This window comes from Yoonia sp. F2084L, assembly GCF_023015625.1.
In the GTDB taxonomy this organism is placed as follows: Bacteria; Pseudomonadota; Alphaproteobacteria; order Rhodobacterales; family Rhodobacteraceae; genus Yoonia.
Window position 1 is genome coordinate 12,597 of sequence record NZ_JALKAH010000008.1, and the last position, 21,583, is coordinate 34,179.

Genomic DNA, 21,583 nt, shown 5'->3' on the forward strand with positions numbered 1-21,583 from the left:
TTTCATCAAGAGTTGGGTGGAACATAGGTGCGCTTGGGCGCAGTGAAAACCCCGTCAGCCATAGGTCGCCAACATCTCTTTGAGATCATCCAACGTATTGGCCTCATCCACCGGTTTGTCCTGCCGCCAGCGCAGCATGCGTGGGAACCGCAGGGCGACGCCGGATTTGTGGCGGGGGCTGGCCTGGATGCCTTCGAACGCGATCTCGAACACATGTTCGGCGGGCACCTGCCGCACGGGGCCGAACCGTTGCAGGGTGTTTTTGCGCACCCAAGCTGTGATCTGACGGAATTCGGCGTCGGTCAGGCCGGAATAGGCCTTTGTGAACGGCACCAGATCATTGCCGTCGCGCACTGCGAATGTGTAATCGGTGAATAGGTTCGCGCGCCGCCCGTGCCCTGCTTGGGCGTATATCATCACCGCGTCGATGGTCAGCGGGTCGATCTTCCATTTCCACCAATCGCCGCGTTTGCGGCCCGACAGGTAGGGGCTGTCGCGGCGTTTCAGCATCAGGCCTTCCGCGTTAAGGTCGCGTGATTGGTCGCGCGCGGCGCTCAGGTCATCCCACGTCTGAAACGGGACAGAGGCCGAGAGGCGGAAGGGGGCTTCTGGCGGTGTCGCCTGCGTCAGCGTTTCGAGGATTGCGCGTCGGTCTTTGAGTGGCTGGTCGCGGATATCTTTGCCTTCATGTTCCAGCAGGTCATAGGCCATGAGGATCACGGGTGCTTCGGTCAGCAGTTTCTTCGGCACGGTTTTGCGCCCGATCCGTTTTTGCAAGGCGTTGAAGGAAAGGGGTTTTTCATCCGCAAAGGCCAGTACTTCGCCGTCGATCACTGTGCCGTCGGGCAGGTAGTCGCGGAGTTGCGCGAATTCGGGGAAACGGTCGGTCATCAGGTCTTCGCCACGTGACCACAGGTGATGTTCGCCGCCGCGTATGATCAGTTGGCCGCGGATGCCGTCCCATTTGCGCTCGGCGTTCCAATCGGCGGGGGCGCCTAGGTCGTCGAAACCGTCCAGTTGGTAGGCCAGATAGAATGGGTAGGGGCGTGAAAGGTCGGCGGTGGGATCATCCGCCTCGATCAGTGCCTCCCATGTGGTCGTGTCTGGCGTCCAGTTACCCATCAATTTATGGGTCAGTTGCGGTTCGGGTTGGCCGGTTGCTTGCGCAAGAGCGCGGGTGATCAGTTTGGCGCTGACGCCGATGCGGAAACCGCCGGTCAGCAGTTTGGTGAAAAGGAAGCGTTCGGTGTTGGGCAGGCTGTTCCACGCGCCTAAAATGCCTGCCTTGCGCTCATCATCTTCGAGTGTGGAGAGGGTTTTGATGTATCGGATCCAATGGGTGAGCGTCTGATCTTCACTTTCCGTGGCGGGCGGCAGGACCAGTGCAATCGTCTCTGCCAAATCGCCGACGATGCTGTAGCTTTCCTCGAACAGCCAGTCAGGAAGCCCCGCAACCTCTGCCGCCCATTCGCGCAGGCGCGTAGCGGTGATCGTCCGTTTGGGGCGGCGTCCGGTGAACAAGGCGATGGTCCAAAGGCGGTCTTCGGGGGTTGCCGTTTGGAAGTAATCAGCGAGGGCGGCGGTTTTGACCGTCGTCTTGGTGCTTTCGTCTATGCGGGTGAAGAGGGTGGCGAAGTCTTTCATGCTTCGACCTCATCTGCTTGATCGAAGCCTTCGCCTTGGTAGTCGGTGCTGACAATATGGGCGTCGTAGCCTTGGCTGGTCAGCCATTTCTGGAAGGCGGAGGTGTAACCGTGGGTGGCAAAGATTTTAGTGGCGCCCGTGGCTTTGATAGCGCTGTTCAGCCCTTCCCAGTCGGCATGGTCCGATACGATAAAGCCGCGATCCGCAGCACGTCTGCGGCGCACGCCGCGCAAGGCCATCCACCCGCTTGCAAAGGCGGTGGAGGCGGGGCCAAACCGCCGCGCCCAAGTGGTCCCAAGCGCGCTGGGGGTGGCGAGGACGAGCGCGCCGGGGTGGGTTTTATGACTGATCTCTTTGGTGACGAGGGTTGTTTTGGGCAGGGTGAAGCCTTGGCTCCGTAGGACGGTATTGGTGTTCTCAATAGCACCGTGGGTCAGGATCGGGCCGATATCCGGGTTGACGGTGGTCAGCAGGCGCTGCGCCTTCCCCAGCGCGTAAGCCCCAAGGATCGACGTGCGTCCGGCTGCTGCGTTAGCCGTCCACCAGTCGTTGATCTGCTGCGTTAAAACGTTTTGCGGCGTCCATTTGAAGATCGGCAGACCAAAGGTGCATTCGGTGATGAAGGCGTGGCATCTGACGGGTTCGAAGGGTTCGGACAGCCCGTCAGCCACGGTTTTGTAGTCGCCTGAGACGACCCAGACCTCACCTTTCACCGCGACCCTGATCTGGGCCGAGCCCGGAACGTGGCCTGCGGGGTGGAAGGAAACACAGGCATCGCCGATTTGTTTTTCCTGACCGTAGTCGATGGTCTCCAACGTGATGTCGCCCAGACGGTGCCGCATCACGGGCGCCGTTCCAGTGGTCGCCAGATAACGTCCCATGCCGGGCCGCGCGTGGTCACTATGCCCGTGGGTGATCAAGGCCCGATCAACGGGTCTCCACGGATCAATGTAGAAATCGCCAGCAGGGCAATAGATGCCCCGGTCGGTGAAGGTAAGAACGTCGGCCATGATCCGACTATAGGGCGTCCGACGCGCGGGCCAATGGCGGGGGTGGGTTTCAGCCACCTTACCGTGTAGATCGGTGGGTGATTATGAATGAACGAGGTGGCCCATGGCCCTTGATCCTGCTCTGATTGCAAAGACTTATGAGGCTATCAAACCTGCGACCATGCGGACGCCAACGGTCCATGCTGCGCGTTTGTCGCTGCATCTGGGCATTGATCTTTATCTGAAGCTGGAAAACTTGCAGCACACAAACGCGTTCAAGGCGCGCGGGGCATTGGCCAAACTGTTGACGCTGACCGATGCGCAGCGGGCAGCGGGTGTTATCGCCTGTAGCGCGGGTAACCATGCGCAAGGTGTGGCCTATCATGCCAGCCGGCTGGGCATTCCCGCGGTCATCGTGATGCCCGAGGGGACGCCGTTCAACAAGGTGAAACGGACCAAGGACTTTGGCGCAGAGGTCGTGCTGCATGGCACGGGTTTTGATGAAAGCGTGCAGTTCACGCTGGATATGGCGGCCGAGAAGGGGATGACCTTTGTGCATCCGTTTGACGATCCAGTTGTCGCCGCGGGGCAGGGGACCGTGGCCTTGGAGATGCTGGAGCAAGAACCTGATCTGGATGTCATTGTCGTGCCAATTGGCGGTGGAGGCCTGATTGCGGGCATGGCGGTGGCCGCGAAATCGGTAAAGCCGGAGGTGCAGGTTATTGGCGCGCAGGCGGCCAACTTTGACGCGGTAAAGGCGCATTTTGATGCGGTCAGCACCAATTTCGGCGGCTCTACCCTGGCGGAAGGGATCGCGGTGCGCGAACCGGCGGCGGCAAACCTGGCGGTTATCAAATCCCATGTTGATCGGGTTGAGACCGCGACGGAGGCCGAGATTGAAGCGGCCGTGTTTGACCTTTTGTCTTATGAAAAGATCGTGGCCGAGGGTGCCGCAGGAGCAGGCCTCGCAGTCATCGAAAAACATGCGCAGGATTTGCATGGGAAAAAGGTTGGTTTGGTCGTTTGCGGCGGCAATATCGACTCGCGTCTGCTTTCGACCCTCATCCTGCGCGGGTTGGTCCGTGATGGCCGCATCACGCGGCTGACCTTTGAGATTGATGATACACCCGGCCAGCTTTCAAATATCTCGCGGATTATCGGTGATGCCGGTGCCAATGTGATCGAAGTCATTCACCAGCGCATGATGCAATCCGTATCGCTGAAACAAGCAGAGTTGGAGATCGTGATCGAGGCGCGCGACAAGGCCCATGTGGCCGAAACTGTGCGGCAGTTACGCGATGCAGGGTTCAAAGTCCGAGCGGACAGCGATTTAGGCTAGGCTGCCTGCGCCAACCGCGCGTCAAAGAACGCCGCCGTTTCGTCAAAGATCATGTTCCGCATGGCGGGCGTATCCATCAGCATTTCATGCCGTCCGCCCTCGATCACCCGCAAAATGCCATCGGGCCAATTGCCCATGCGGCTGCGGATGCGGAACGGATCGACAATCGCCTCTTCTGTGCCCAGATAGGTCAGACAGGGTACATTCGGCGCAGGCATGGTGCTGAGCTGTTGCATTTCGTGCAAAGACCGGTTGAGCCAGCGCAAAGACGGACCGCCTAACCCAAGGTCAGGATGCGCCTTGAGTTGTTCGCCCATTTCGTCCCAGACGGCACTGTCGTTGGTCAGCGTGTTTTCTTCAAAAGGTGCCCGCAGCACATAGCCCTCTTCAAACTGTCCCGGCACGATGGATTGGTCGAAACCAAATGGTGTGCTCATCGCCGAAAGCCCCCAGGCAACAGGGCGCAGTGGTGCGGCCATCTGCACGCCCCACATGGGTGCCGAGAACATCGCCCCTTCAACATTGAGCCCTTCGATCAAAGATCGCAGGCCAATGCAGCCACCCATCGAATGACCCAACAGGAAATAGGGCCGCGGCAAGCCAATGTCTTCAGCATAGGCCATCACCGCTTCGACATCATGTTGATAATCGTGAAATTCGCCGACATGACCAATCGCCCGATTTGGGGTCATGCGATCGGCAATGCCTTGGCCGCGCCAATCAATAGCAAGGCTGGCATAGCCCCGTTCTTGCAAGCTTTGGGCCGCGCGACCGTATTTTTCGATAAATTCGGTGCGTCCGGGGAAGATCAGGACCGTCCCCTTGGCATCTGCCAAACTCCAGTGGCCTGCGCGAATGCGCAAACCATCGGACGTGATCAGCCAATGGGCAGCCCCCCCAGCGGGCCCGTTTGCGACATCGTCAAAAAGGGGGGCCTTATCCATGGTTACGCCAATACGCCTGACAGTTTCATTGCCTGACCCATATCGCCGTCGACAGACAGCTTGCCGGTCATAAACGCTGTTGTCGGGTTCATTTCGCCATCAAGGATCGCCTTGAACACATCCGTTGTGGCGGTCAGGGTGACATCGGCATCTTCGTCGCTGGCGCGTGCGCCATCGCTGTCGATGATAATGCTGCCTTCGCCTTCGATGGCGAATTTGGCAGTACCGTCAAAACCGGCCCCATCCATTTTTGCGTTCAGTTGGGCGACGGCCTCGTTTACGACATCACTCATTTTTTCGTCCTCTATTCATTGATGTGACTGCGGACCTCTGGTGTTGGCCGCGCAGTGCGCTACATTACCGATTATGGTTACGCAAAGACATCGCTTCAAATGTATCGTTACGGCACTTTTTCTGGCAGTCGGGTTTTCCCTACCTGTCGCGGCCCAGCAAACGCCGCTTGACGAGCTTTATCAAGAGTTGGCGGAAGCTGATGAAGGCACATATGTGCGCATTGAAAGGCAAATTATTGCGCAGTGGGAAAAAAGCGGCTCGCCCGCCATGGACTTGCTGCTGCGCCGGGGCAAGGACGCGCTCGAAGATGGCGCGCCTGATGCTGCGGCGGAACATTTCACCGCTTTGATTGATCATGCGCCTGAATTTGCCGAAGGATACTATGGCCGTGCCTCATCCTACTATCTGCTTGGCCTGACTGGACCCGCGTTGGATGATATTCGGCGCGCGCTGACCTTGAACCCCCGCCATTTTGAGGCGATGCGTGGTCTTGCGATCATCATGGAAGAACTGTCGCGTCCCGATGATGCGCTTGAGCTTTACGAGATGATCCTGACGATGAACCCCAATTCTGCCGAAGTGCTGGCAGCCGTGGATCGTTTGAAATTGCAGCAAGAGGGCCAGTCGCTGTAAGCGGTGGCGCTCCGAAGTTTCGGGGAAGAATATGACGGGTTCCCGGATCACGGCCGTGCTTGGGCCGACGAACACTGGCAAAACACATTACGCGATTGAGCGGATGCTGTCATACCGAACGGGTGTGATCGGGTTGCCGCTGCGTTTGCTGGCGCGCGAGGTGTATGACCGGATCGTTGCGGTACGGGGCCCCGGTGTTGTGGCGCTGATCACTGGTGAAGAGCGGATCGTGCCACCCCGCGCTGCATATTGGGTGTGCACGGTCGAGGCGATGCCAGATGGCATGGGCTGCGATTTTCTGGCTGTGGATGAGATACAGCTTTGCGGTGATCCTGAGCGCGGGCATGTATTTACCGACCGATTACTCAATGCGCGCGGTCTGCATGAAACCTTGTTTCTGGGTGCCGAGACGATGCGCGATGCCATTTCAGCGATGGTGCCGGACGTGCATTTCATGCGCCGCGAGCGGATGTCGCAGTTGACCTACTCAGGTTCGAAAAAGATAAGCAGGATGCCCGGAAGGGCCGCAATCGTGGGGTTTTCGGTTGAAAATGTCTATGCGATAGCAGAGCTGTTACGCCGCACCAAAGGTGGTGCCGCGGTGGTTATGGGGGCTCTGTCGCCCAGGACACGCAATGCGCAGGTCGAGATGTATCAGAACGGTGATGTTGACTATCTGGTGGCGACTGATGCCATCGGTATGGGGCTGAACCTTGACATCAGCCATGTCGCGTTTTCGTCTCTTACCAAATTTGACGGTCGCCGTATGCGGCATTTGCAGCCTGATGAGTTGGCGCAAATCGCGGGCCGCGCTGGGCGGCACATTGATAACGGAACTTTTGGTGTGACGGGTGAAGCGCCGCCTTTGGACGAGGGTGTGGCGCAAGCAATTTGTGATCATCGGTTTCAGCCGGTCAAAAAACTGCAATGGCGCAATAGCCGTTTGCAGTTCGGGTCGGTCAAACGGCTTATTGCGACGCTAGAGGAACGGACAGATGATTTTTGGCTGACGCGGGTACGTGAAAGCGATGACCTTGCCGCGCTCAAAGCGCTGGCGATGGATGATGAGGTCGCGGCACGGGCGACGGATGGACCGTCGGTTAAGCTGCTTTGGGATGTCTGCCGGATTCCGGATTTTCGTGGTATCAGCAAAGGCGAACATGCGGGCCTGCTGACCCATATCTACAACGATCTGCACCAGCTTGGGCATGTGTCCGCCAATTGGTTCGGTCTTCAGGTGCGTCGCATTGACCGCACCGACGGGGACATTGATACGCTGTCCAAACGGCTCGCGTATATTCGCACCTGGACCTATGTGGCCCAACGAAACGGCTGGCTGATTGACGAATCTCATTGGCGCGATGAGACGCGCGCTGTAGAAGACCGATTATCAGATGCGCTGCATGGCGCATTGACGCAAAGATTTGTGGACCGGCGGACCAGCATTTTGCTTCGCCGGCTCAAACAGAAGGAGAGCCTTTTGGCTGACGTAAATGACAAGGGTGAGGTGACCGTCGAGGGCGAATTCGTCGGACGGTTGGAAGGCTTCCGTTTTCGAATGGACAAGGCAGGTAGCCCGGATGAGGCCAAGACGCTGCGCCAGGCTTCGGTGCAGGCGCTGGTGCCGCAGTTTCATTTGCTGGCCGATCGGTTTTATAACGCGCCGGACCCCGAGATTGATTTCACCGAGCAGGGTGGCCTGATGTGGGGCGATCAGGCGGTTGGCAAACTGGTCAAGAGTGACGATCCGTTCAAGCCAAGCATCGAAGCCTTTGTTGACGATGAGGCTGGCCCCGATGTGGCTGCCAAAGTGCAGCGCCGTTTGCAGCATTTCATTGACCGCAAAATCGCCGCCGGGTTTGAGCCATTGTTGGCGCTGAAGAATGATGAAACGCTCACGGGGTCCGCCAAGGGGTTTGCATTCCGCATGGCCGAGGGCTTTGGCATCATTCCGCGTGGCGAGGTGGCCGATGACGTGAAGGCGCTGGACCAGGATGCTCGTGGTGCGCTGCGCAAACATGGCGTTCGCTTCGGCCAGTTCACGATCTTCATGCCGCTGTTATTGAAGCCCGCACCGACGCGCTTGCGTTTGGTTCTGTGGTCACTGTCCAAGGACCTTGGCGAGTTTCCCGAAAGCCCGCCGCCCGGTTTGGTCACCGTGCCAACTGCGAAGGACAGCGTGCCCGGATATTACGCCATGGCGGGCTACCGCGCCGCTGGTGAACGCGCGATCCGTATTGATATGCTGGAACGACTGGCCGACATGCTGCGCGACAAAGATAGCCGGAGCGGGTTTGAAGCGAACCCTGACATGCTGTCAATCACGGGCATGACGCTCGAACAGTTTGCCGACTTGATGACAGGGCTTGGGTACAAGGCCGAAAAGGGCGAGCGCGAGAAAGTCAAAGTGGTCGCGGTTGAGGCTGTCGCCGATCCTGTCGTCGAGGCGGCTGAGCAGACCCCTGCCGAAATCCCGGCCGACGCGCCAGCCGAAGTTGTGCCGCCGACGGACGAGGCCCCCGCTGAAACGACCTTGGAAGTCCCTGATACTGGCCCCGAGATGGAAGTGTTTTATACATTCACCTGGGGTGGTCGCGCGCCGCGTCAGTCGCGCCCGCAGGGCGATGGACGCCCCCGTAGCAAGGGCAAGCCAAAGGGCAAAGGCAAACCGCAAGGCGGCGGTAACAAGCCGCAAACCTTCCAAGCCAAGCCCAAGCGCGAAAAACAGATTGATCCTGACAACCCCTTTGCAGCGGCCTTGGCTGGCTTCAAGAAGGATTGACCGACCCGCGCCCGACAATCCGGCTGGATAAATGGCTTTGGCATGCGCGGTTTTTCAAGTCGCGCAGTATCGCTGCGGGTGTGGTGACAGGCGGAAAGGTGCGCGTCGATAGCCAACCTGTCAGTAAACCCGCGCGTGCTGTCGGACCGGGCAATGTGCTGACTTTCGTGCAGGCCAATGACACTAAGGTTGTGCGTATCCTCGAATGCGGCGAACGGCGCGGTCCTGCCCCCGAGGCGCAAGCACTCTACGAGGACCTCACGCCAGCCCCGAAGGAACGGCCAACGGCTGCCAAGGGGGCCAATCCCAGATACGAAAAGGGCGGTCGTCCAACCAAGAAAGACCGCCGCGATATGGGGATTGATTAGCTATATAAGCGTGGTGCGCCCAAGCTGTCGTGGATTGCATTTGCTGTCTGCGGCTGAATTTCCAAACCGCTTGCAAGGTCATGCAGGTATTGCGCCTCGGCTTTGTTGTCCGGCGTGATGGCATTGACCGACATGGTGTAGACTTGTGTTTCCAGACCCTTGGGTGTGTCTGCTGCAAGTCCGGCAGCGCTGACAGGGGATGACAGGATGTCTTGCAGGACTTCCATCGTGCCGGGATCACTTTCGCTGAGGAGTTCCGTCAGCTTGGCCTTTTCACCTGCATCCAGATCACCGTCGGCGCGCGCCGCCTGCGTCATGGCGCGCAGCATAAGTGTGGCAACTTCGTCTTCATCGGGTTCGTCGGCGGGATTGTCTTGGTTCAACATCGCCTCAAGCCCCCCGCCTGCGGCACCACCGCGTGCACCGGCCAAGCCACCCAAAAGCGCGCCAAGACCACCCAATCCACCAGCGGCAGCACCGCCGCCACCAAGTTGGCCCAGCATGTCGCCCAGCCCACCGGTTGATCCGCCGCCGCCCGTCAATTGCCCCAGCATGCCACCAAGACCGCCAGACGCCGGACCGCCACCGCCAAGCTGGCCAAGCATATCACCCAAACCGCCCATACCGCTGGCCTGTTGTGGGGCCGCGCTGCCGCCGCCGGTCAGCCCGCCCAACATCTCGCCAAGGCCGCCGTTTTTCTTCATGGCATCCATGCCTTTGGCCATCGCAAAGCCAAGGGCCATCTTGGTAACAGTGTTCATCAGTGACATATATTATCCCCCATATTGGCAGTCCTTTATTGGACTTCGCGGACCAAGATGGGCCAAACCGGCGCGTCAGTCCACCTTTGTAAGCGGTTGCTACAAAAACCCACCATTTGCATCAAAGTGTGATGCGAACAAAGCTTCGCCGCGTCACTGCGTCCGTTGGACCTTGAATGCGTCTTCAGTCTATTCTAGCTAGGCCATGTTAGTTAAGCGGAACCCACATCCATGACATATATCGTCAACGACAATTGCATCGCCTGCAAATACACCGACTGCGTGGAAGTCTGCCCTGTAGATTGTTTCTATGAGGGTGAAAACATGCTGGTGATCCACCCTGACGAGTGCATTGACTGCGGCGTCTGCGAACCGGAATGTCCTGCAGACGCGATCCGCCCTGATACTGAGCCGGATATGGAAAAATGGGTGGAGTTCAACCGCAAGTACTCTGAAATGTGGCCGGTCATCATTACCAAGAAAGATCCGCTGCCCACTGCGGAGGACATGGATGGCAAAGATGGCAAGATGGAACTGTTTTCTGAAGCTGCGGGCGAGGGAGGCTGATTCGGGCTGCCGGATCGGTTAAAACACCCTATTTCACTGGGCTTTGTGACGCTGCGGTGCAGCGCTTTCTTAAACGCCGTTTTTGTGATATGCTTATTGGCGATGAAGCAAACAAACTGATTTGATTTTCTGACCGACAATACCCGGCGGAGGCGCGTTGCCCCCGGCGGTTTTTTTGTCGCTCGGTCATCTCAATCGCCATGAAAGGACGATCATGAGCAAGAAAAAGTACGATTTTAGCCCCAACGAATTTGTCGTTTACCCCGCACATGGTGTCGGCAAGGTTGTTTCCATTGAAACACAAGAGGTTGCCGGGTTCGAACTTGAGATGTTCGTCATCTCTTTCGAAAAAGATAAAATGACCCTGCGCGTGCCAACCCATAAGGCCACCGACGTGGGCATGCGCGCCTTGGCGACGCCTGATGTGGTCAGCCATGCGATGAAAACCCTCCGCGGTAAGGCGAAGGTCAAAAAGGCCATGTGGTCCCGCCGGGCGCAGGAATACGAGCAAAAGATCAACTCTGGTGATCTGATTGCGATTGCGGAAGTTGTGCGTGACCTGCACCGCCAAGACGATCAACGCGAGCAGAGCTATTCTGAGCGGCAGCTGTACGAGGCCGCGTTGGAGCGTTTGACGCGTGAAATCGCAGCCGTTGCTGGCAATGATGAGAATGCAGCCGCTGCAGAGATCGACTCTGTCTTGGTCGGCCGCGCCGCTTAAGCGGGTTATTAGGATATGAAAAGGCCGCGTTCCGTTCCGAACGTGGCCTTTTCTTTGACTGAAGTATGGAAACTTATAGCGCGCGCCATCCGATGTCTGACCGATAAAAGCCGTCGTTCCAGTCGACACCTTGCGCCATCGCATAGGCTTTTTCATGCGCTTCAGCCAAATCATTGCCGCGCGCAGTAATGCTCAGCACACGACCACCGTTTGCCGTGATCTGACCGTCTGTCAGCGCGGTTCCGGCATGAAATACCATGTGAAAACTGTCTTCCGGTTGGCTGTCGAGCCCTTTGATCGTCGTGCCTTTCGCATAGCTGCCCGGATACCCTTTAGCCGCCATTACAATCGTGAGCGCATGATCATCTGCCCAATTGGCCTGCACGTCTGACAGACGCTCCTCGGCGCAGGCTTGCATCAGATCAAGGACCTGCCCGCCCAGACGCATCATCAGGCATTGGCATTCCGGATCGCCAAAGCGCACGTTGTATTCGACCAGACGCGGCTGACCGTTCTGTATCATCAGCCCGCAGAACAAGACCCCTTGAAACGGCGTGCCGCGTTTGCGCATTTCGTCCATCGTGGGTTGAATAATCTCATCCAGTGCCTTCTGCGTGATGTCATCGGTCATCACCGGGGCGGGCGAATAGGCCCCCATGCCGCCAGTATTTGGCCCGGTATCTCCGTCATAGGCGCGCTTGTGGTCTTGCGCTGTACCGATCGGCAGGATCGTTTCACCGTCGCATAGCACAAAGAACGACGCCTCTTCGCCGTCCATGAATTCTTCGATCACAACTTCTGCACCGGCGTCACCAAAACTGCCGTCGAACATATCGTCGATGGCTGCAAGCGCCTCTGCTTCGGTCATGGCCACGATCACGCCTTTGCCAGCGGCCAAGCCGTCGGCTTTGACGACAATCGGCGCGCCTTGTTCACGGATGTAGGCACGGGCCGCATCTGCATCGGTGAAGTGGGCATAGGCGGCTGTCGGTGCGCCAGCGGCATCGCAGACCGCTTTGGTAAAGGATTTTGAGGCCTCCAATTGTGCCGCCGCTCGGCTTGGGCCGAAAACCAGCAACCCAGCGTCGCGCAACCGATCAGCGACACCTGCTGCAAGCGGGGCCTCAGGTCCGACGATGACAAAATCAATGGTGTTCTCTTCTGCAAAGGTCGCAACCGCGCCACCATCAAGGATGTTGATATCGGCACACTCGGCGATTGCAGCAATCCCGGCGTTGCCCGGTGCCACGATCAAACGATCGCATTTGGGGTTTTGTTTAACGGCCCACGCCAGACTATGTTCGCGTCCGCCGCTGCCCAAGATCAGAATGTTCATGCGTGCCTCTGCCAATGCCCAGTGTTTGGCAAAGTTCTAGGGCGGGCACCGGGCAACCACAAGTGTCGCAGGACGTCAGTTTTTGCATCACGGTGCTTGGCGGAATCACGCTTTACCTTTAGGCTTACAACTGGGGGCGGCAATTGATGAATGGGTGACACCTATGAAGGCCGCAAAAAAGGACAGACGGCTATGGCACCGTCTGGAAGGCTACAGCTTTCACGAGCGACCATTGACGCGTTCGCTGATCGACCGTTTGGAAGAAGAGACAGGTCATTCGGTCGATACCTGTTACATCTTGGTCGAAGAGTATCGGCGCTTTATGTATCTTGTTGGTAGCACCGGTGAAACGCTTGCCCCATCGCCCATTGTTGACGTCGTTTGGAAGTTGCATGTGGAAGATAGCAAAGCCTATTTCGAAGATTTTTGCCCACGCATCATTGGCCGCACTATCCACCATCCCGGCGATTTGCCGACTTTTGAAGACGATCCAGCCTATTTGCGCGCACTCGACTACTACGCGGAAGAGTTTGGCAGGCCGCAGGTGCAATTCTGGCCAGATCCAGACTTTGCATCGGTGCGTACCTCAACAATTCTGTTCTGGATCAGCGGACTTTTGGCGATACTGCTGTCGCTACTGTTCAACTCGCTCATGTTTGCCGGTTTCGGTGTCGTTTTGTTTGTGACAACAGTGTTCTTGAGATGGAAGTTTTCATCACTGCCGCTGCGGGCGTCGGGCAAAAGAGGACTGATTTGAGCGATCTATTCGAAGACGAACCTAGCGACAACACCCCTGAGTTTTCGGTTTCTGAAATCTCGGGCGCTGTCAAAAAGGCTATTGAGGGTGGATTTTCGCATGTGCGTGTCCGCGGCGAAGTGGGCCGCGTGTCGCGACCTGCGTCCGGCCATATCTACATGGACCTCAAAGATGATCGTGCTGTCCTTGCCGGGGTGATATGGAAAGGCCGCGCGCAAGGTCTGGCCCATCGTCCCGAAGAGGGGATGGAGGTCGTGGCGACGGGCAAGCTGACGACCTTCCCGGGCCAATCCAAGTACCAGATGATTATTGAGGATATCGCACCTGCGGGTGCTGGTGCCTTGATGGCGATGCTGGAAAAGCGCAAGGCGGCGCTGGCCGCAGAGGGGCTTTTTGCACCCGAGCGCAAGAAAGAACTGCCTTATCTGCCTGAGATCATTGGAGTCGTTACCTCACCCTCTGGTGCCGTTATCCGTGATATTCTGCACCGACTCCGCGACCGGTTTCCGCGCAAGGTTCTGGTCTGGCCTGTCGCTGTGCAGGGTCAAAAATGCGCGCCCGAGGTGGCCGCCGCGATTGATGGTTTCAACCAGCTCACACCTGGCGGTGCGCTTCCGCGTCCTGATTTGTTGATCGTGGCCCGTGGTGGTGGGTCGCTTGAGGATCTGTGGGGGTTCAATGAAGAGATCGTCGCGCTGGCAGCCGCTGCCTCTGATATTCCTCTGATTTCGGCTGTGGGGCATGAAACAGATACGACGTTGATTGATTTCGTATCAGACATGCGTGCACCAACGCCCACGGCGGCCGCAGAATTGGCTGTACCCGTGCGGTTAGAGCTGCTTGCGTGGACAGACCAGCAAGGCGCGCGGCTTAGTCGTGCCCTGACAACGGGTCTGGGTCAGCGCGGGCAGCGCGTGCGCGACCTGGGCCGGGCTTTGCCGCAGGTGGATGCGTTGGTCGAAGGGCCGCGTCAGCGGTTGGACTATCTGGGCGAACGACTGCCCACGGCACTAAGGGGGGCTGCGGCCAAGAAGCGGTTGCAAATGTCCGAAGCCGCTTTGCGCCCCGGCATCCTTTCGCGCCGTCTGGCCGAATATCGGCGGCGTCTGGATGGGTTGGCTGATCGCCTTGGCCCTGCATTGAAACGCAGAACACGGGACGGGCGCACCGCACTTGAACAGACCAGCCGTGGTTTGCGTGCACAGGTGTTGCACGACCGGGTGACGCGGCAATCCGAACGGTTTGAAACTATGTTGCGCCGTCTGTCTGATCGGGCGTCGCGCCAGCAGGCAGAACGCCTGTCGCGGCTTGAAGCCTTGGACCGGTTGCGTGAAACACTGGGCTATGTCGAAACGCTCAAACGCGGCTATGCAGTTGTGCGTGGCGATGGCGCCGTGGTCACAACGCAAGTCGCCGCCGAGCAAGCGAAGGCGCTTGAGATTGAGTTCTCAGATGGGCGGCTTGCGGTTGGCAAGGACGCACGGCCTTAGGACGACAGATCGTTGCAAATTAAAGGGTCCTCGCGGTCCAAGACCTCAAAAATCACTGTGGTATTCGGGCGGGTGGTGAAAACACCGCGCAGACCGCCCGGTTCATCGTAGATGGTCCAGCATTTATGCTCTGGGTCACCCTCGTAGCGAAAACAGATATCGCCTTTGCTTTCGAACCACACACCATATTTGCAGGTGCCCTCGAACGTGGACCACATCACGCGGCGACCGGGTAGATAACGTTCAACCCCGAAGGTCGGGTTTGTGGCAGTACTGAAGGTGATCGTGCGCCCGGTGACATAAGCGTCGAATTCTTCAGCTGTCATACCGTCTTGGGCGATTACCGGAGTGGCAAGCAGCAAAAGAATGACCCACCTAAGCATTGCGCCACCGTTCAACGCGCGGGTCCATGATCCGCCGCCACAGAGGCGGGATCAGCGCAATACTGGCCATCAGGGGCAAGGGGCGTGGTAGCATTGGCGCATCATCCGGGATCGTCAGTTCAGGGTAGTGCCGCCCCGGATGTGCGTGATGATCGGAATGACGGGTCGCGTTCAGCATCAGCGCAGAGGAAAACCAATGTGGGCTATTCCAGCTATGACGCGCCGCAACCGGTTCCGGTTTGCCGTCAGACTGCACCGCGCGGGTCAGACCGTAGTGCTGGACATAATCGGACATCAATAGTTGTGATTGCGCATAGCCGCACAGGGCCAGATAGGCGACCAACCCCTGCCAGCCGCCCAGCTTTGTTGCGGCCATCAAACACAATGCAGCCCCGCTGACATAAACCAGATACGGGTTGCGCCATGCGGGGCGTCCAATGCGGACGAGGCGCGCGCGTTCGGCAAGATACCCCTGTCGAAAAGATCCAGCCCAGGCCCGGATCATATAGCGATAAAGGCCTTCGCCCTTGCGCGATGTGTTTGGGTCCGCCGCTGTTGCTACATGGCGATGGTGAACCAGAACATGCGCAGAGGTATGATGCCCGAACAGCAGCGTGATATAGGACCACATGCCCAACCGGTGCAGTGCGCGGCTCTGGCGGTGGATTAGCTCATGCGCGTTGGCGTTACTGACCTGTCCAAACCAAAGACCAGCCGCAAAAAAGAGCCCCAGTTTTTCCAGACCACCCAGCGTCTGTCCGGCCAACGCCCAAACCGTCAGCGGCAGCAGCGCGAAATGCGTACACGCGATGGTGACAGACAGCGCTTGATCGGCTTCAAGCGCCTGTGGGTTGCTGTCTGCGCCGATCAGGCGGTCCAGCAGGCTTGTCATTGCGGTTAGGTACAGCACCGCCGCCACGACCCATATGCCGCCCCAGATCGCCCCAAGCGCCAACAGGGCTGCGGGCGTCAGCGTTGCCAAGCCAAAATGCAAAAGACCGGTTCTCATGTTTCGGATAGTTAGCACGGGTTTCCACGCCATGCAGGGAAAATTGTAGTGCTGCGCGTATTGGTCCACTCTCGTGTCGCTTTTGCATGGTTTGACCATGCTTTGAAGCTTATGTTGGCGGTGAGCTGACAGGGAATGGCGCGATGGCTTTGGACGACCGCAAAGGTGTTTGGAAATCTGGCAAAGGCAAAGGGCGTCACCGCCCCAAAGGCCGGCAGTTGGATGACACCGCTTGGGAAGAGGTCCAGGCGTTGCTGGGTGACCGCCCGCGCCGCCGCGATTTGCTGATTGAGTTTTTGCACCTGATCCAGGATGCGCACGGCTGCTTGTCCGCCCCACATATGCGAGCGTTGGCAGAGGAAATGCGCCTAAGCCAGGCGGAAGTCTATGAGGTGGCGACATTCTATGCGCATTTCGATGTGGTCAAAGAAGGCGAGCCAAAGCCGCCAGCTTTGACGATCCGTGTCTGCGATTCGCTGTCGTGTGAGTTGGCCGGAGCGCAGCAACTCAAGGCAGCGCTTGAAGATGGTTTGGATGCGTCCGAGGTACGGGTTTTGCGTGCACCCTGCATGGGGCGCTGTGACACCGCCCCGGTGCTTGAGCTGGGCCACAATCATATTGATCATGCGACTGTTGCCAAGGTTGAGGCCGCAATCGCGGCAGGTGACACCCATGCGCATGTGCCCGATTACGAAGACTATGCCGCTTATACTGCAGCAGGCGGATATGGCGAACTTCACACGCTGCGCAATGGCGGTGATTGGGAAGCTGTCCAAGACAAGGTGCTGGCCTCTGGCTTGCGCGGTTTGGGTGGTGCTGGTTTTCCGTCTGGTAAGAAATGGGGCTTTGTACGGGGCAATGCGGGCCCACGTTATCTGGCGGTGAATGGCGACGAAGGTGAACCCGGCACGTTTAAGGACCGCTACTACCTGGAACGCACGCCGCACCTGTTTCTTGAGGGCATGCTGATCGCTGCATGGGCGGTCGAGGCAGAGACCTGCTTTATCTACATGCGCGACGAATATCCTGCGGTGCTCGAAATTTTGGCGCGGGAAATCAAAGCCTTGGAAGACGCAGGTGTTGTGGCCGACGGCTATATAGACCTGCGACGCGGCGCGGGGGCCTACATCTGCGGCGAAGAATCCGCGATGATCGAAAGTATCGAAGGCAAGCGTGGTTTGCCCCGGCACCGTCCGCCTTTTGTGGCACAGGTTGGTATCTTTGACAGGCCGACATTGGTGCATAATGTCGAAACCCTGCTGTGGGTTGCGCGCGTTTGCCGTGAAGGACCAGAGGTGCTGAACACGACCGAAAAGAACGGGCGCGTCGGGTTGCGGTCGTATTCTGTGTCCGGTCGTGTGGCGGCCCCCGGTGTCTATCTTTTGCCTGCTGGATCAACGATCACCGACATCATTGAGGCGGCTGGTGGGATGGCGGATGGCCATGTGTTCAAAGCTTATCAACCCGGTGGTCCATCCTCTGGCTTGTTGCCTGCGTCGATCAACGACGTGCCGCTCGATTTTGATACCTTACAACCGCTGGGCACGTTTATCGGTTCTGCTGCCGTGGTGGTTCTGTCCGATCATGATCGCGCCCGCGATGCCGCGCTGAACATGCTGCGGTTTTTTGAGGACGAAAGCTGTGGACAGTGTACACCGTGCCGCGTTGGGTGTGAAAAAGCGGTCAAGCTGATGCAAGCCGATACGTGGGATCAGCCACTGTTGGACGAACTCTGCACTGCGATGGCCGACGCCTCGATTTGTGGTCTGGGGCAGGCGGCACCTAATCCGATCAAACTGGTGATGCAGCATTTCAAGGATGAGGTGTCGGGTTAAACCGCGATCAGGCTTTCCAAATCTGTCTTGCATCATTAGGTGATACCAAAGGCAGTTGTGGTTGATCTGAATGTCATTTTTCAAAAAGCTCAAAGACCGGATGTTCAAATCCTCGTCAAAGATTGACGAAGGATTGGATGCCATCGTGCAAGATGGCGGCGAGGAAGAGGAAATCCTGGAGGAAAAGGTTGCGCCGGTTCCGCCCGTAGTTGACCCAATTCCTGAGCCTGAGCCTGAGCCTGAGCCTGAGCCTGAGCCTGAGCCTGAGCCTGAGCCTGAGCCTGAGCCTGAGCCTGAGCCTGAGCCTGAGCCTGAGCCTGAGATCTATGAACCGGATGCTGACGAAAGATTGGTCGCGACATCAGAGCCGGAACCTCGAGACGATCCTGTCGAACCGGTCGCCGAGAACGCCCCGCCTGTCGCTTCGGCACCCGTCCAGTTTGATGTCGATCTGACCACGCCACTGATGGAAGAAGCGACACTTGAACCCGAAAAGAAGGGGCTTTTGGGGCGCTTCTTTGGTGGGGCAGAAGCCAAGACAGTGGTCAAACGGACCCTTGATGACGACATGCTTGAACAGTTGGAAGAGCTGCTGATCACCGCCGATATGGGCGTTGATACGGCCTTGCGGGTGACCGCGAATATGGCCGAAGGGCGTCTGGGGCGAAAACTGTCGGTTCACGAAATCAAAACTTTGATGGCCCAAGAGGTCAGCCGCATCATGGACCCGGTTGCGCGGCCCATGCCGCTTTACGCCAAAACACCGCAGGTGGTTTTGGTGGTCGGCGTCAACGGGTCCGGCAAGACGACGACAATTGGCAAACTCGCAAGCCAATTCCGGGCCGCGGGCAAGAAGGTCGTGATCGCGGCTGGCGATACGTTCCGTGCGGCGGCGGTAGAACAATTGCAGGTCTGGGGCGAACGCGCGGGCGTCCCTGTGTTGACCGCACCTGAAGGATCAGACCCAGCCAGCCTTGCCTTCGATGCGATGACCCAAGCGCAGGCAGACGGCGCAGACCTGCTGATGATCGACACGGCGGGACGGCTGCAAAACCGGGCAGACCTGATGGAAGAACTGGCCAAGATCGTCCGGGTCATCCGCAAGAAAGACCCCGACGCGCCGCACAATACGCTGCTGGTCCTGGATGCCACGACCGGGCAGAATGCTGTGCAGCAGGTGAAGGTGTTCCAAGAACTAGCCGATGTGTCGGGCTTGGTCATGACCAAGCTGGATGGCACGGCAAAGGGCGGCGTATTGGTCGCATTAGCCGACAAATTCGGGTTGCCGATCCATGCGATTGGCGTGGGCGAGCAGATTGATGATCTTGCCCCCTTCGACCCTGATGATTTCGCCGCCGCTTTGGTTGGGTTGGACAGATGAAAAGATTGATTGCAGCCACGGCCCTGATCTTTTCCCCCATGCTGGCTGCTGCGGATGACGCCTGTACAGCCGGGTGGGAAGACATCGTAACCTTCGCCGGACCGCTGGCCGAAGAGATAACCGAGGCGCAGATCGCACCTGCTGAGGACGGCTGGTGCACCGTATCGGCGACCTTGGACGTCGATAGGGTAGAGGCGAGGTTCCGCTTTGATCAATTGGCCCAAGCGCCGCAAAATGCGCGATCCATTGAGGTCACTTTGGAAAGTGTTGACGCGCGTATTGGTGTGTTTGATGTGACCGCCGCGCTAAGCTATCAGGCAGAAACCGGGGCACTGCGTTTGCATACATTTTCGGCACGCGCGGATGATGGTCGCGGGGTACGCGCCGGCGCGGACATATCGCTTGATGGTATTGAAGGTGGCGCTGACTTTCAGAAGGTTTTGTCCGCCCTTGCTTTCCAAAACCTTTCGGTGGCGGTCTTTGTGACACCCGGAATGCTGCAAGATGCCGGTATTGACTTGTCGGATCTGTCTCGTGTGACGGTTGATAACGCGCTGCGCGAGGTGAGCGACCGTCAAATCGACCGCCGGTCGCGCGCAGAGTTCTTGCGCTTTGTCGGGGCTTTGCCGAATGTGCGTGGCACATTGGATATTGCCCTGAACACGCCAACTGGCCTGCGTGTGCCACAGATCGCGGATACTTTTGTCAGGCTCGATAAGGCGGATGATGATGCTGCTATCGCCGCGGCGCTTGGCGCTGCATTGACGGATGCGACACTTGATCTGGCATGGAAACCGGGACGCATGTGAACGATCTTGGCGCATGGCTGGTCACGATCTCGGGCACTGCCGAGGGCGCACGGCTGGCGACAATTCTCGCACTTATCTCGGCGCTGGCTCACGCCATATTTGGTGCAATGCAAAAAGGGCGTTACGACCCTTGGCTGACGCGCGGTGCGATTGATGGCTGGCTTTGCGTGCTGTCGGCACCCATCGCTTTATTCGTGGTGCCTTGGCCCAATCAGACGACAGCGTTGATCCTTGTGGGCGCGATCATCGTGCATTTCGCCTATAAGGTAACGATGGCTTTGGCCTATGAACGCGCGGCCTATACGGTTGTGTACCCGGTCGTGCGCGGCACCGGGCCGTTGGTCACCGTCATCGCGGCATCACTGTTCTTTGGAGAGCATTTTACCACTGTACAATGGGTCGGGGTGGCGTGCCTTTCGGGTGGGATCCTGTTGCTTGCGGTGCGCAATATCGCCGAAGAGGTGATTGATCCACGCGCGCTCAAACTTGGCTTGCTATGGGCGCTGTTGGGCGGCGTCCTTGTGGCGCTTTATACGACTTACGACGCTTATGGCATTCGTCAGTCACCTGATCCATTTACATTCCTTGCATGGTTTTTCTTTGTCACCGCGATTGATTTTCCCCTGCTTGCAACGTGGCACTACCGCAGGTTGGTGGACCCGCCGGTTTTGGGGCCGCTGGTCTGGCGCGGTTTTGTCGGGGCACTGATCGCCTGGATCAGTTTTGGCGGCATTTTGCTGGCAACGCGGTTGGACAGTGTAGGTGAAGCGGCTGTTTTGCGTGAAACGTCCGTGGTTTTCGCAGCGCTGATTGGCTGGTTTATTCTGGGCGAAAAGGTGGGGCCACGCAGGCTCTTTTTGATGACGCTGGTTGCACTTGGCGCGATCATCGTGGAAATGGGGGGCTGAAGGAGCACGCGATGGCTGAAAAGACGATCAATCCGGTGTTAAAACAGGTCTTGGAGTTGGGGCCGACGCTTGCGTTTTTTCTGATCTATCTGCGTATCAGGGATGAAACTTACACAATTGCCGGGACCGACTATACTGGCTTTATTGTTGCGGCTTTGATCTTTGTTCCCATCTTGCTGGTTGCAATGGGTATCCTTTGGATGCTGACGGGCAAGTTAAGCCGGATGCAGGTTTTCACGGCCTTCATGGTGATTTTCTTTGGCGGCCTGACGGCCTATTTCAATGACGAACGTTTCTTCAAGATGAAGACCACGATTGTCTATGGTGTGATGGCCGGTTTGCTGGGGATTGGTCTGCTGCGCGGCCAAAGCTATTTGCAGTATGTCATGGAAGAAGTCCTGCCTATGGAGAAAGAAGGCTGGATGATCTTCACTCGCCGTCTTTGCTATATGTTTGCGGGTTTGGGTATCGCCAACGAGATTATCTGGCGGACGCAGTCCACCGATTTGTGGGTCAAGCTGGAAACATTCGCGTTTCCGGCCGTTTTGATGGTGTTTCTATGGGTCCAGATATACCAGCTACAGCGATATTTGATTGAACCGCCGGAAGCACCCAAAGACGAGGCCAAGTAGC

At 57.9% G+C, this 21,583-nt stretch carries 21 protein-coding genes; 13 read left to right on the forward strand and 8 right to left on the reverse strand.

Annotated elements, in window-relative coordinates; genetic code table 11:
- Positions 1-54 precede the first annotated feature (54 nt).
- Positions 55-1,644 (reverse strand): ATP-dependent DNA ligase, encoded by a 1,590-nt coding sequence (locus MWU60_RS18470; RefSeq protein ID WP_247228890.1) that lies wholly within the window; start codon positions 1,642-1,644, stop codon positions 55-57.
- The gene (locus MWU60_RS18475) at positions 1,641-2,654 is read right to left on the reverse strand and encodes a ligase-associated DNA damage response exonuclease (protein WP_247228892.1); all 1,014 of its coding nucleotides are present in this window, start codon (positions 2,652-2,654) and stop codon (positions 1,641-1,643) included. Before MWU60_RS18475 ends, MWU60_RS18470 begins: the two co-directional genes overlap by 4 nt.
- A gap of 103 nt (positions 2,655-2,757) precedes the next feature.
- Here MWU60_RS18475 and MWU60_RS18480 point away from each other — a divergent pair, with 103 nt between their 5' ends.
- On the forward strand, positions 2,758-3,972 hold the full coding sequence (locus tag MWU60_RS18480) for a threonine ammonia-lyase (protein ID WP_281493356.1): 1,215 nt from the start codon (positions 2,758-2,760) through the stop codon (positions 3,970-3,972).
- Here the strand turns inward: MWU60_RS18480 and MWU60_RS18485 are convergent.
- Positions 3,969-4,916 carry an alpha/beta hydrolase gene (locus tag MWU60_RS18485; protein WP_247228896.1) on the reverse strand — a complete coding sequence of 316 codons (948 nt, stop codon included), beginning with the start codon at positions 4,914-4,916 and terminating at the stop codon, positions 3,969-3,971. The two genes, MWU60_RS18480 and MWU60_RS18485, sit on opposite strands and share 4 nt — an antisense overlap.
- A gap of 2 nt (positions 4,917-4,918) precedes the next feature.
- Positions 4,919-5,209, reverse strand: a complete 291-nt coding sequence (locus tag MWU60_RS18490) for an SCP2 sterol-binding domain-containing protein (RefSeq protein ID WP_247228897.1) — start codon at positions 5,207-5,209, stop codon at positions 4,919-4,921.
- A gap of 73 nt (positions 5,210-5,282) precedes the next feature.
- On the opposite strand from MWU60_RS18490, the gene MWU60_RS18495 reads away from it, so the two are divergent.
- Genes MWU60_RS18495 through MWU60_RS18505 form a run of 3 tightly spaced genes read left to right on the forward strand, consistent with a single transcriptional unit; the run spans position 5,283 to position 8,993 of the window.
- Positions 5,283-5,843, forward strand: coding sequence for a tetratricopeptide repeat protein (locus tag MWU60_RS18495; protein ID WP_247228899.1), 561 nt, complete (start codon positions 5,283-5,285; stop codon positions 5,841-5,843).
- A gap of 31 nt (positions 5,844-5,874) precedes the next feature.
- The gene (locus MWU60_RS18500; protein ID WP_247228900.1) at positions 5,875-8,625 is read left to right on the forward strand and encodes a helicase-related protein; all 2,751 of its coding nucleotides are present in this window, start codon (positions 5,875-5,877) and stop codon (positions 8,623-8,625) included.
- Complete coding sequence (locus tag MWU60_RS18505; RefSeq protein ID WP_247228901.1) at positions 8,622-8,993, forward strand: RNA-binding S4 domain-containing protein; 372 nt, start codon at positions 8,622-8,624, stop codon at positions 8,991-8,993. Before MWU60_RS18500 ends, MWU60_RS18505 begins: the two co-directional genes overlap by 4 nt.
- Here the strand turns inward: MWU60_RS18505 and MWU60_RS18510 are convergent.
- On the reverse strand, positions 8,990-9,763 hold the full coding sequence (locus MWU60_RS18510; protein WP_247228902.1) for a DUF533 domain-containing protein: 774 nt from the start codon (positions 9,761-9,763) through the stop codon (positions 8,990-8,992). The two genes, MWU60_RS18505 and MWU60_RS18510, sit on opposite strands and share 4 nt — an antisense overlap.
- Before the next feature lie 222 nt (positions 9,764-9,985).
- Between MWU60_RS18510 and fdxA the strand changes: the two genes are divergently transcribed.
- The gene (gene fdxA, locus MWU60_RS18515) at positions 9,986-10,321 is read left to right on the forward strand and encodes a ferredoxin FdxA (protein WP_247228904.1); all 336 of its coding nucleotides are present in this window, start codon (positions 9,986-9,988) and stop codon (positions 10,319-10,321) included.
- Between the two features lie 214 nt (positions 10,322-10,535).
- Entirely contained in the window at positions 10,536-11,042 is a 507-nt protein-coding gene (locus MWU60_RS18520) for a CarD family transcriptional regulator (protein WP_247228905.1), read from the forward strand.
- A 73-nt stretch (positions 11,043-11,115) separates the two neighbouring features.
- On the opposite strand, the gene purD is transcribed toward MWU60_RS18520, so the two are convergent.
- Positions 11,116-12,378: a phosphoribosylamine--glycine ligase gene (gene purD / locus MWU60_RS18525; protein WP_247228906.1), complete on the reverse strand. Its 1,263-nt coding sequence runs from the start codon at positions 12,376-12,378 to the stop codon at positions 11,116-11,118.
- Between the two features lie 163 nt (positions 12,379-12,541).
- Here purD and MWU60_RS18530 point away from each other — a divergent pair, with 163 nt between their 5' ends.
- Both MWU60_RS18530 and xseA read left to right on the forward strand, forming a co-directional pair.
- Positions 12,542-13,135 (forward strand): hypothetical protein, encoded by a 594-nt coding sequence (locus MWU60_RS18530; protein WP_247228907.1) that lies wholly within the window; start codon positions 12,542-12,544, stop codon positions 13,133-13,135.
- The gene (gene xseA / locus MWU60_RS18535; protein WP_247228909.1) at positions 13,132-14,625 is read left to right on the forward strand and encodes an exodeoxyribonuclease VII large subunit; all 1,494 of its coding nucleotides are present in this window, start codon (positions 13,132-13,134) and stop codon (positions 14,623-14,625) included. The genes MWU60_RS18530 and xseA overlap by 4 nt, the downstream gene beginning before the upstream one ends.
- Here the strand turns inward: xseA and MWU60_RS18540 are convergent.
- Complete coding sequence (locus tag MWU60_RS18540) at positions 14,622-14,951, reverse strand: hypothetical protein (protein WP_247228911.1); 330 nt, start codon at positions 14,949-14,951, stop codon at positions 14,622-14,624. The two genes, xseA and MWU60_RS18540, sit on opposite strands and share 4 nt — an antisense overlap.
- Positions 14,952-15,000: 49 nt before the next feature.
- Positions 15,001-16,017, reverse strand: coding sequence for an alkane 1-monooxygenase (locus tag MWU60_RS18545; RefSeq protein ID WP_247228912.1), 1,017 nt, complete (start codon positions 16,015-16,017; stop codon positions 15,001-15,003).
- 143 nt (positions 16,018-16,160) lie between these two features.
- Between MWU60_RS18545 and MWU60_RS18550 the strand changes: the two genes are divergently transcribed.
- From MWU60_RS18550 to MWU60_RS18570, 5 genes are all read left to right on the forward strand, one after another.
- Positions 16,161-17,852, forward strand: a complete 1,692-nt coding sequence (locus tag MWU60_RS18550; RefSeq protein WP_247228913.1) for an NAD(P)H-dependent oxidoreductase subunit E — start codon at positions 16,161-16,163, stop codon at positions 17,850-17,852.
- 70 nt (positions 17,853-17,922) lie between these two features.
- On the forward strand, positions 17,923-19,233 hold the full coding sequence (ftsY, locus tag MWU60_RS18555; protein WP_247228914.1) for a signal recognition particle-docking protein FtsY: 1,311 nt from the start codon (positions 17,923-17,925) through the stop codon (positions 19,231-19,233).
- Complete coding sequence (locus tag MWU60_RS18560) at positions 19,230-20,042, forward strand: hypothetical protein (RefSeq protein ID WP_247228916.1); 813 nt, start codon at positions 19,230-19,232, stop codon at positions 20,040-20,042. Before ftsY ends, MWU60_RS18560 begins: the two co-directional genes overlap by 4 nt.
- Complete coding sequence (locus MWU60_RS18565) at positions 20,021-20,950, forward strand: DMT family transporter (protein ID WP_247228917.1); 930 nt, start codon at positions 20,021-20,023, stop codon at positions 20,948-20,950. The genes MWU60_RS18560 and MWU60_RS18565 overlap by 22 nt, the downstream gene beginning before the upstream one ends.
- Positions 20,951-20,961: 11 nt before the next feature.
- Positions 20,962-21,582, forward strand: a complete 621-nt coding sequence (locus MWU60_RS18570) for an inner membrane-spanning protein YciB (RefSeq protein WP_247228920.1) — start codon at positions 20,962-20,964, stop codon at positions 21,580-21,582.
- Position 21,583 lies beyond the last annotated feature (1 nt).

Bases quoted from the DNA above. Each gene is read 5' to 3' on its own strand.
- MWU60_RS18475 (WP_247228892.1), bottom strand. From the start codon at position 2,654: ATGGCCGACGTTCTTACCTTCACCGACCGGGGCATCTATTGCCCTGCT.
- MWU60_RS18570 (WP_247228920.1), top strand. From the start codon at position 20,962: ATGGCTGAAAAGACGATCAATCCGGTGTTAAAACAGGTCTTGGAGTTG.
- MWU60_RS18480 (WP_281493356.1), top strand. From the start codon at position 2,758: ATGGCCCTTGATCCTGCTCTGATTGCAAAGACTTATGAGGCTATCAAA.
- purD (WP_247228906.1), bottom strand. From the start codon at position 12,378: ATGAACATTCTGATCTTGGGCAGCGGCGGACGCGAACATAGTCTGGCG.
- MWU60_RS18470 (WP_247228890.1), bottom strand. From the start codon at position 1,644: ATGAAAGACTTCGCCACCCTCTTCACCCGCATAGACGAAAGCACCAAG.
- MWU60_RS18565 (WP_247228917.1), top strand. From the start codon at position 20,021: ATGGAAACCGGGACGCATGTGAACGATCTTGGCGCATGGCTGGTCACG.
- MWU60_RS18485 (WP_247228896.1), bottom strand. From the start codon at position 4,916: ATGGATAAGGCCCCCCTTTTTGACGATGTCGCAAACGGGCCCGCTGGG.
- MWU60_RS18500 (WP_247228900.1), top strand. From the start codon at position 5,875: ATGACGGGTTCCCGGATCACGGCCGTGCTTGGGCCGACGAACACTGGC.
- MWU60_RS18490 (WP_247228897.1), bottom strand. From the start codon at position 5,209: ATGAGTGATGTCGTAAACGAGGCCGTCGCCCAACTGAACGCAAAAATG.
- MWU60_RS18550 (WP_247228913.1), top strand. From the start codon at position 16,161: ATGGCTTTGGACGACCGCAAAGGTGTTTGGAAATCTGGCAAAGGCAAA.
- MWU60_RS18495 (WP_247228899.1), top strand. From the start codon at position 5,283: ATGGTTACGCAAAGACATCGCTTCAAATGTATCGTTACGGCACTTTTT.
- MWU60_RS18530 (WP_247228907.1), top strand. From the start codon at position 12,542: ATGAAGGCCGCAAAAAAGGACAGACGGCTATGGCACCGTCTGGAAGGC.
- MWU60_RS18520 (WP_247228905.1), top strand. From the start codon at position 10,536: ATGAGCAAGAAAAAGTACGATTTTAGCCCCAACGAATTTGTCGTTTAC.
- fdxA (WP_247228904.1), top strand. From the start codon at position 9,986: ATGACATATATCGTCAACGACAATTGCATCGCCTGCAAATACACCGAC.
- MWU60_RS18510 (WP_247228902.1), bottom strand. From the start codon at position 9,763: ATGTCACTGATGAACACTGTTACCAAGATGGCCCTTGGCTTTGCGATG.
- MWU60_RS18545 (WP_247228912.1), bottom strand. From the start codon at position 16,017: ATGAGAACCGGTCTTTTGCATTTTGGCTTGGCAACGCTGACGCCCGCA.
- MWU60_RS18540 (WP_247228911.1), bottom strand. From the start codon at position 14,951: ATGACAGCTGAAGAATTCGACGCTTATGTCACCGGGCGCACGATCACC.
- MWU60_RS18560 (WP_247228916.1), top strand. From the start codon at position 19,230: ATGAAAAGATTGATTGCAGCCACGGCCCTGATCTTTTCCCCCATGCTG.
- ftsY (WP_247228914.1), top strand. From the start codon at position 17,923: ATGTCATTTTTCAAAAAGCTCAAAGACCGGATGTTCAAATCCTCGTCA.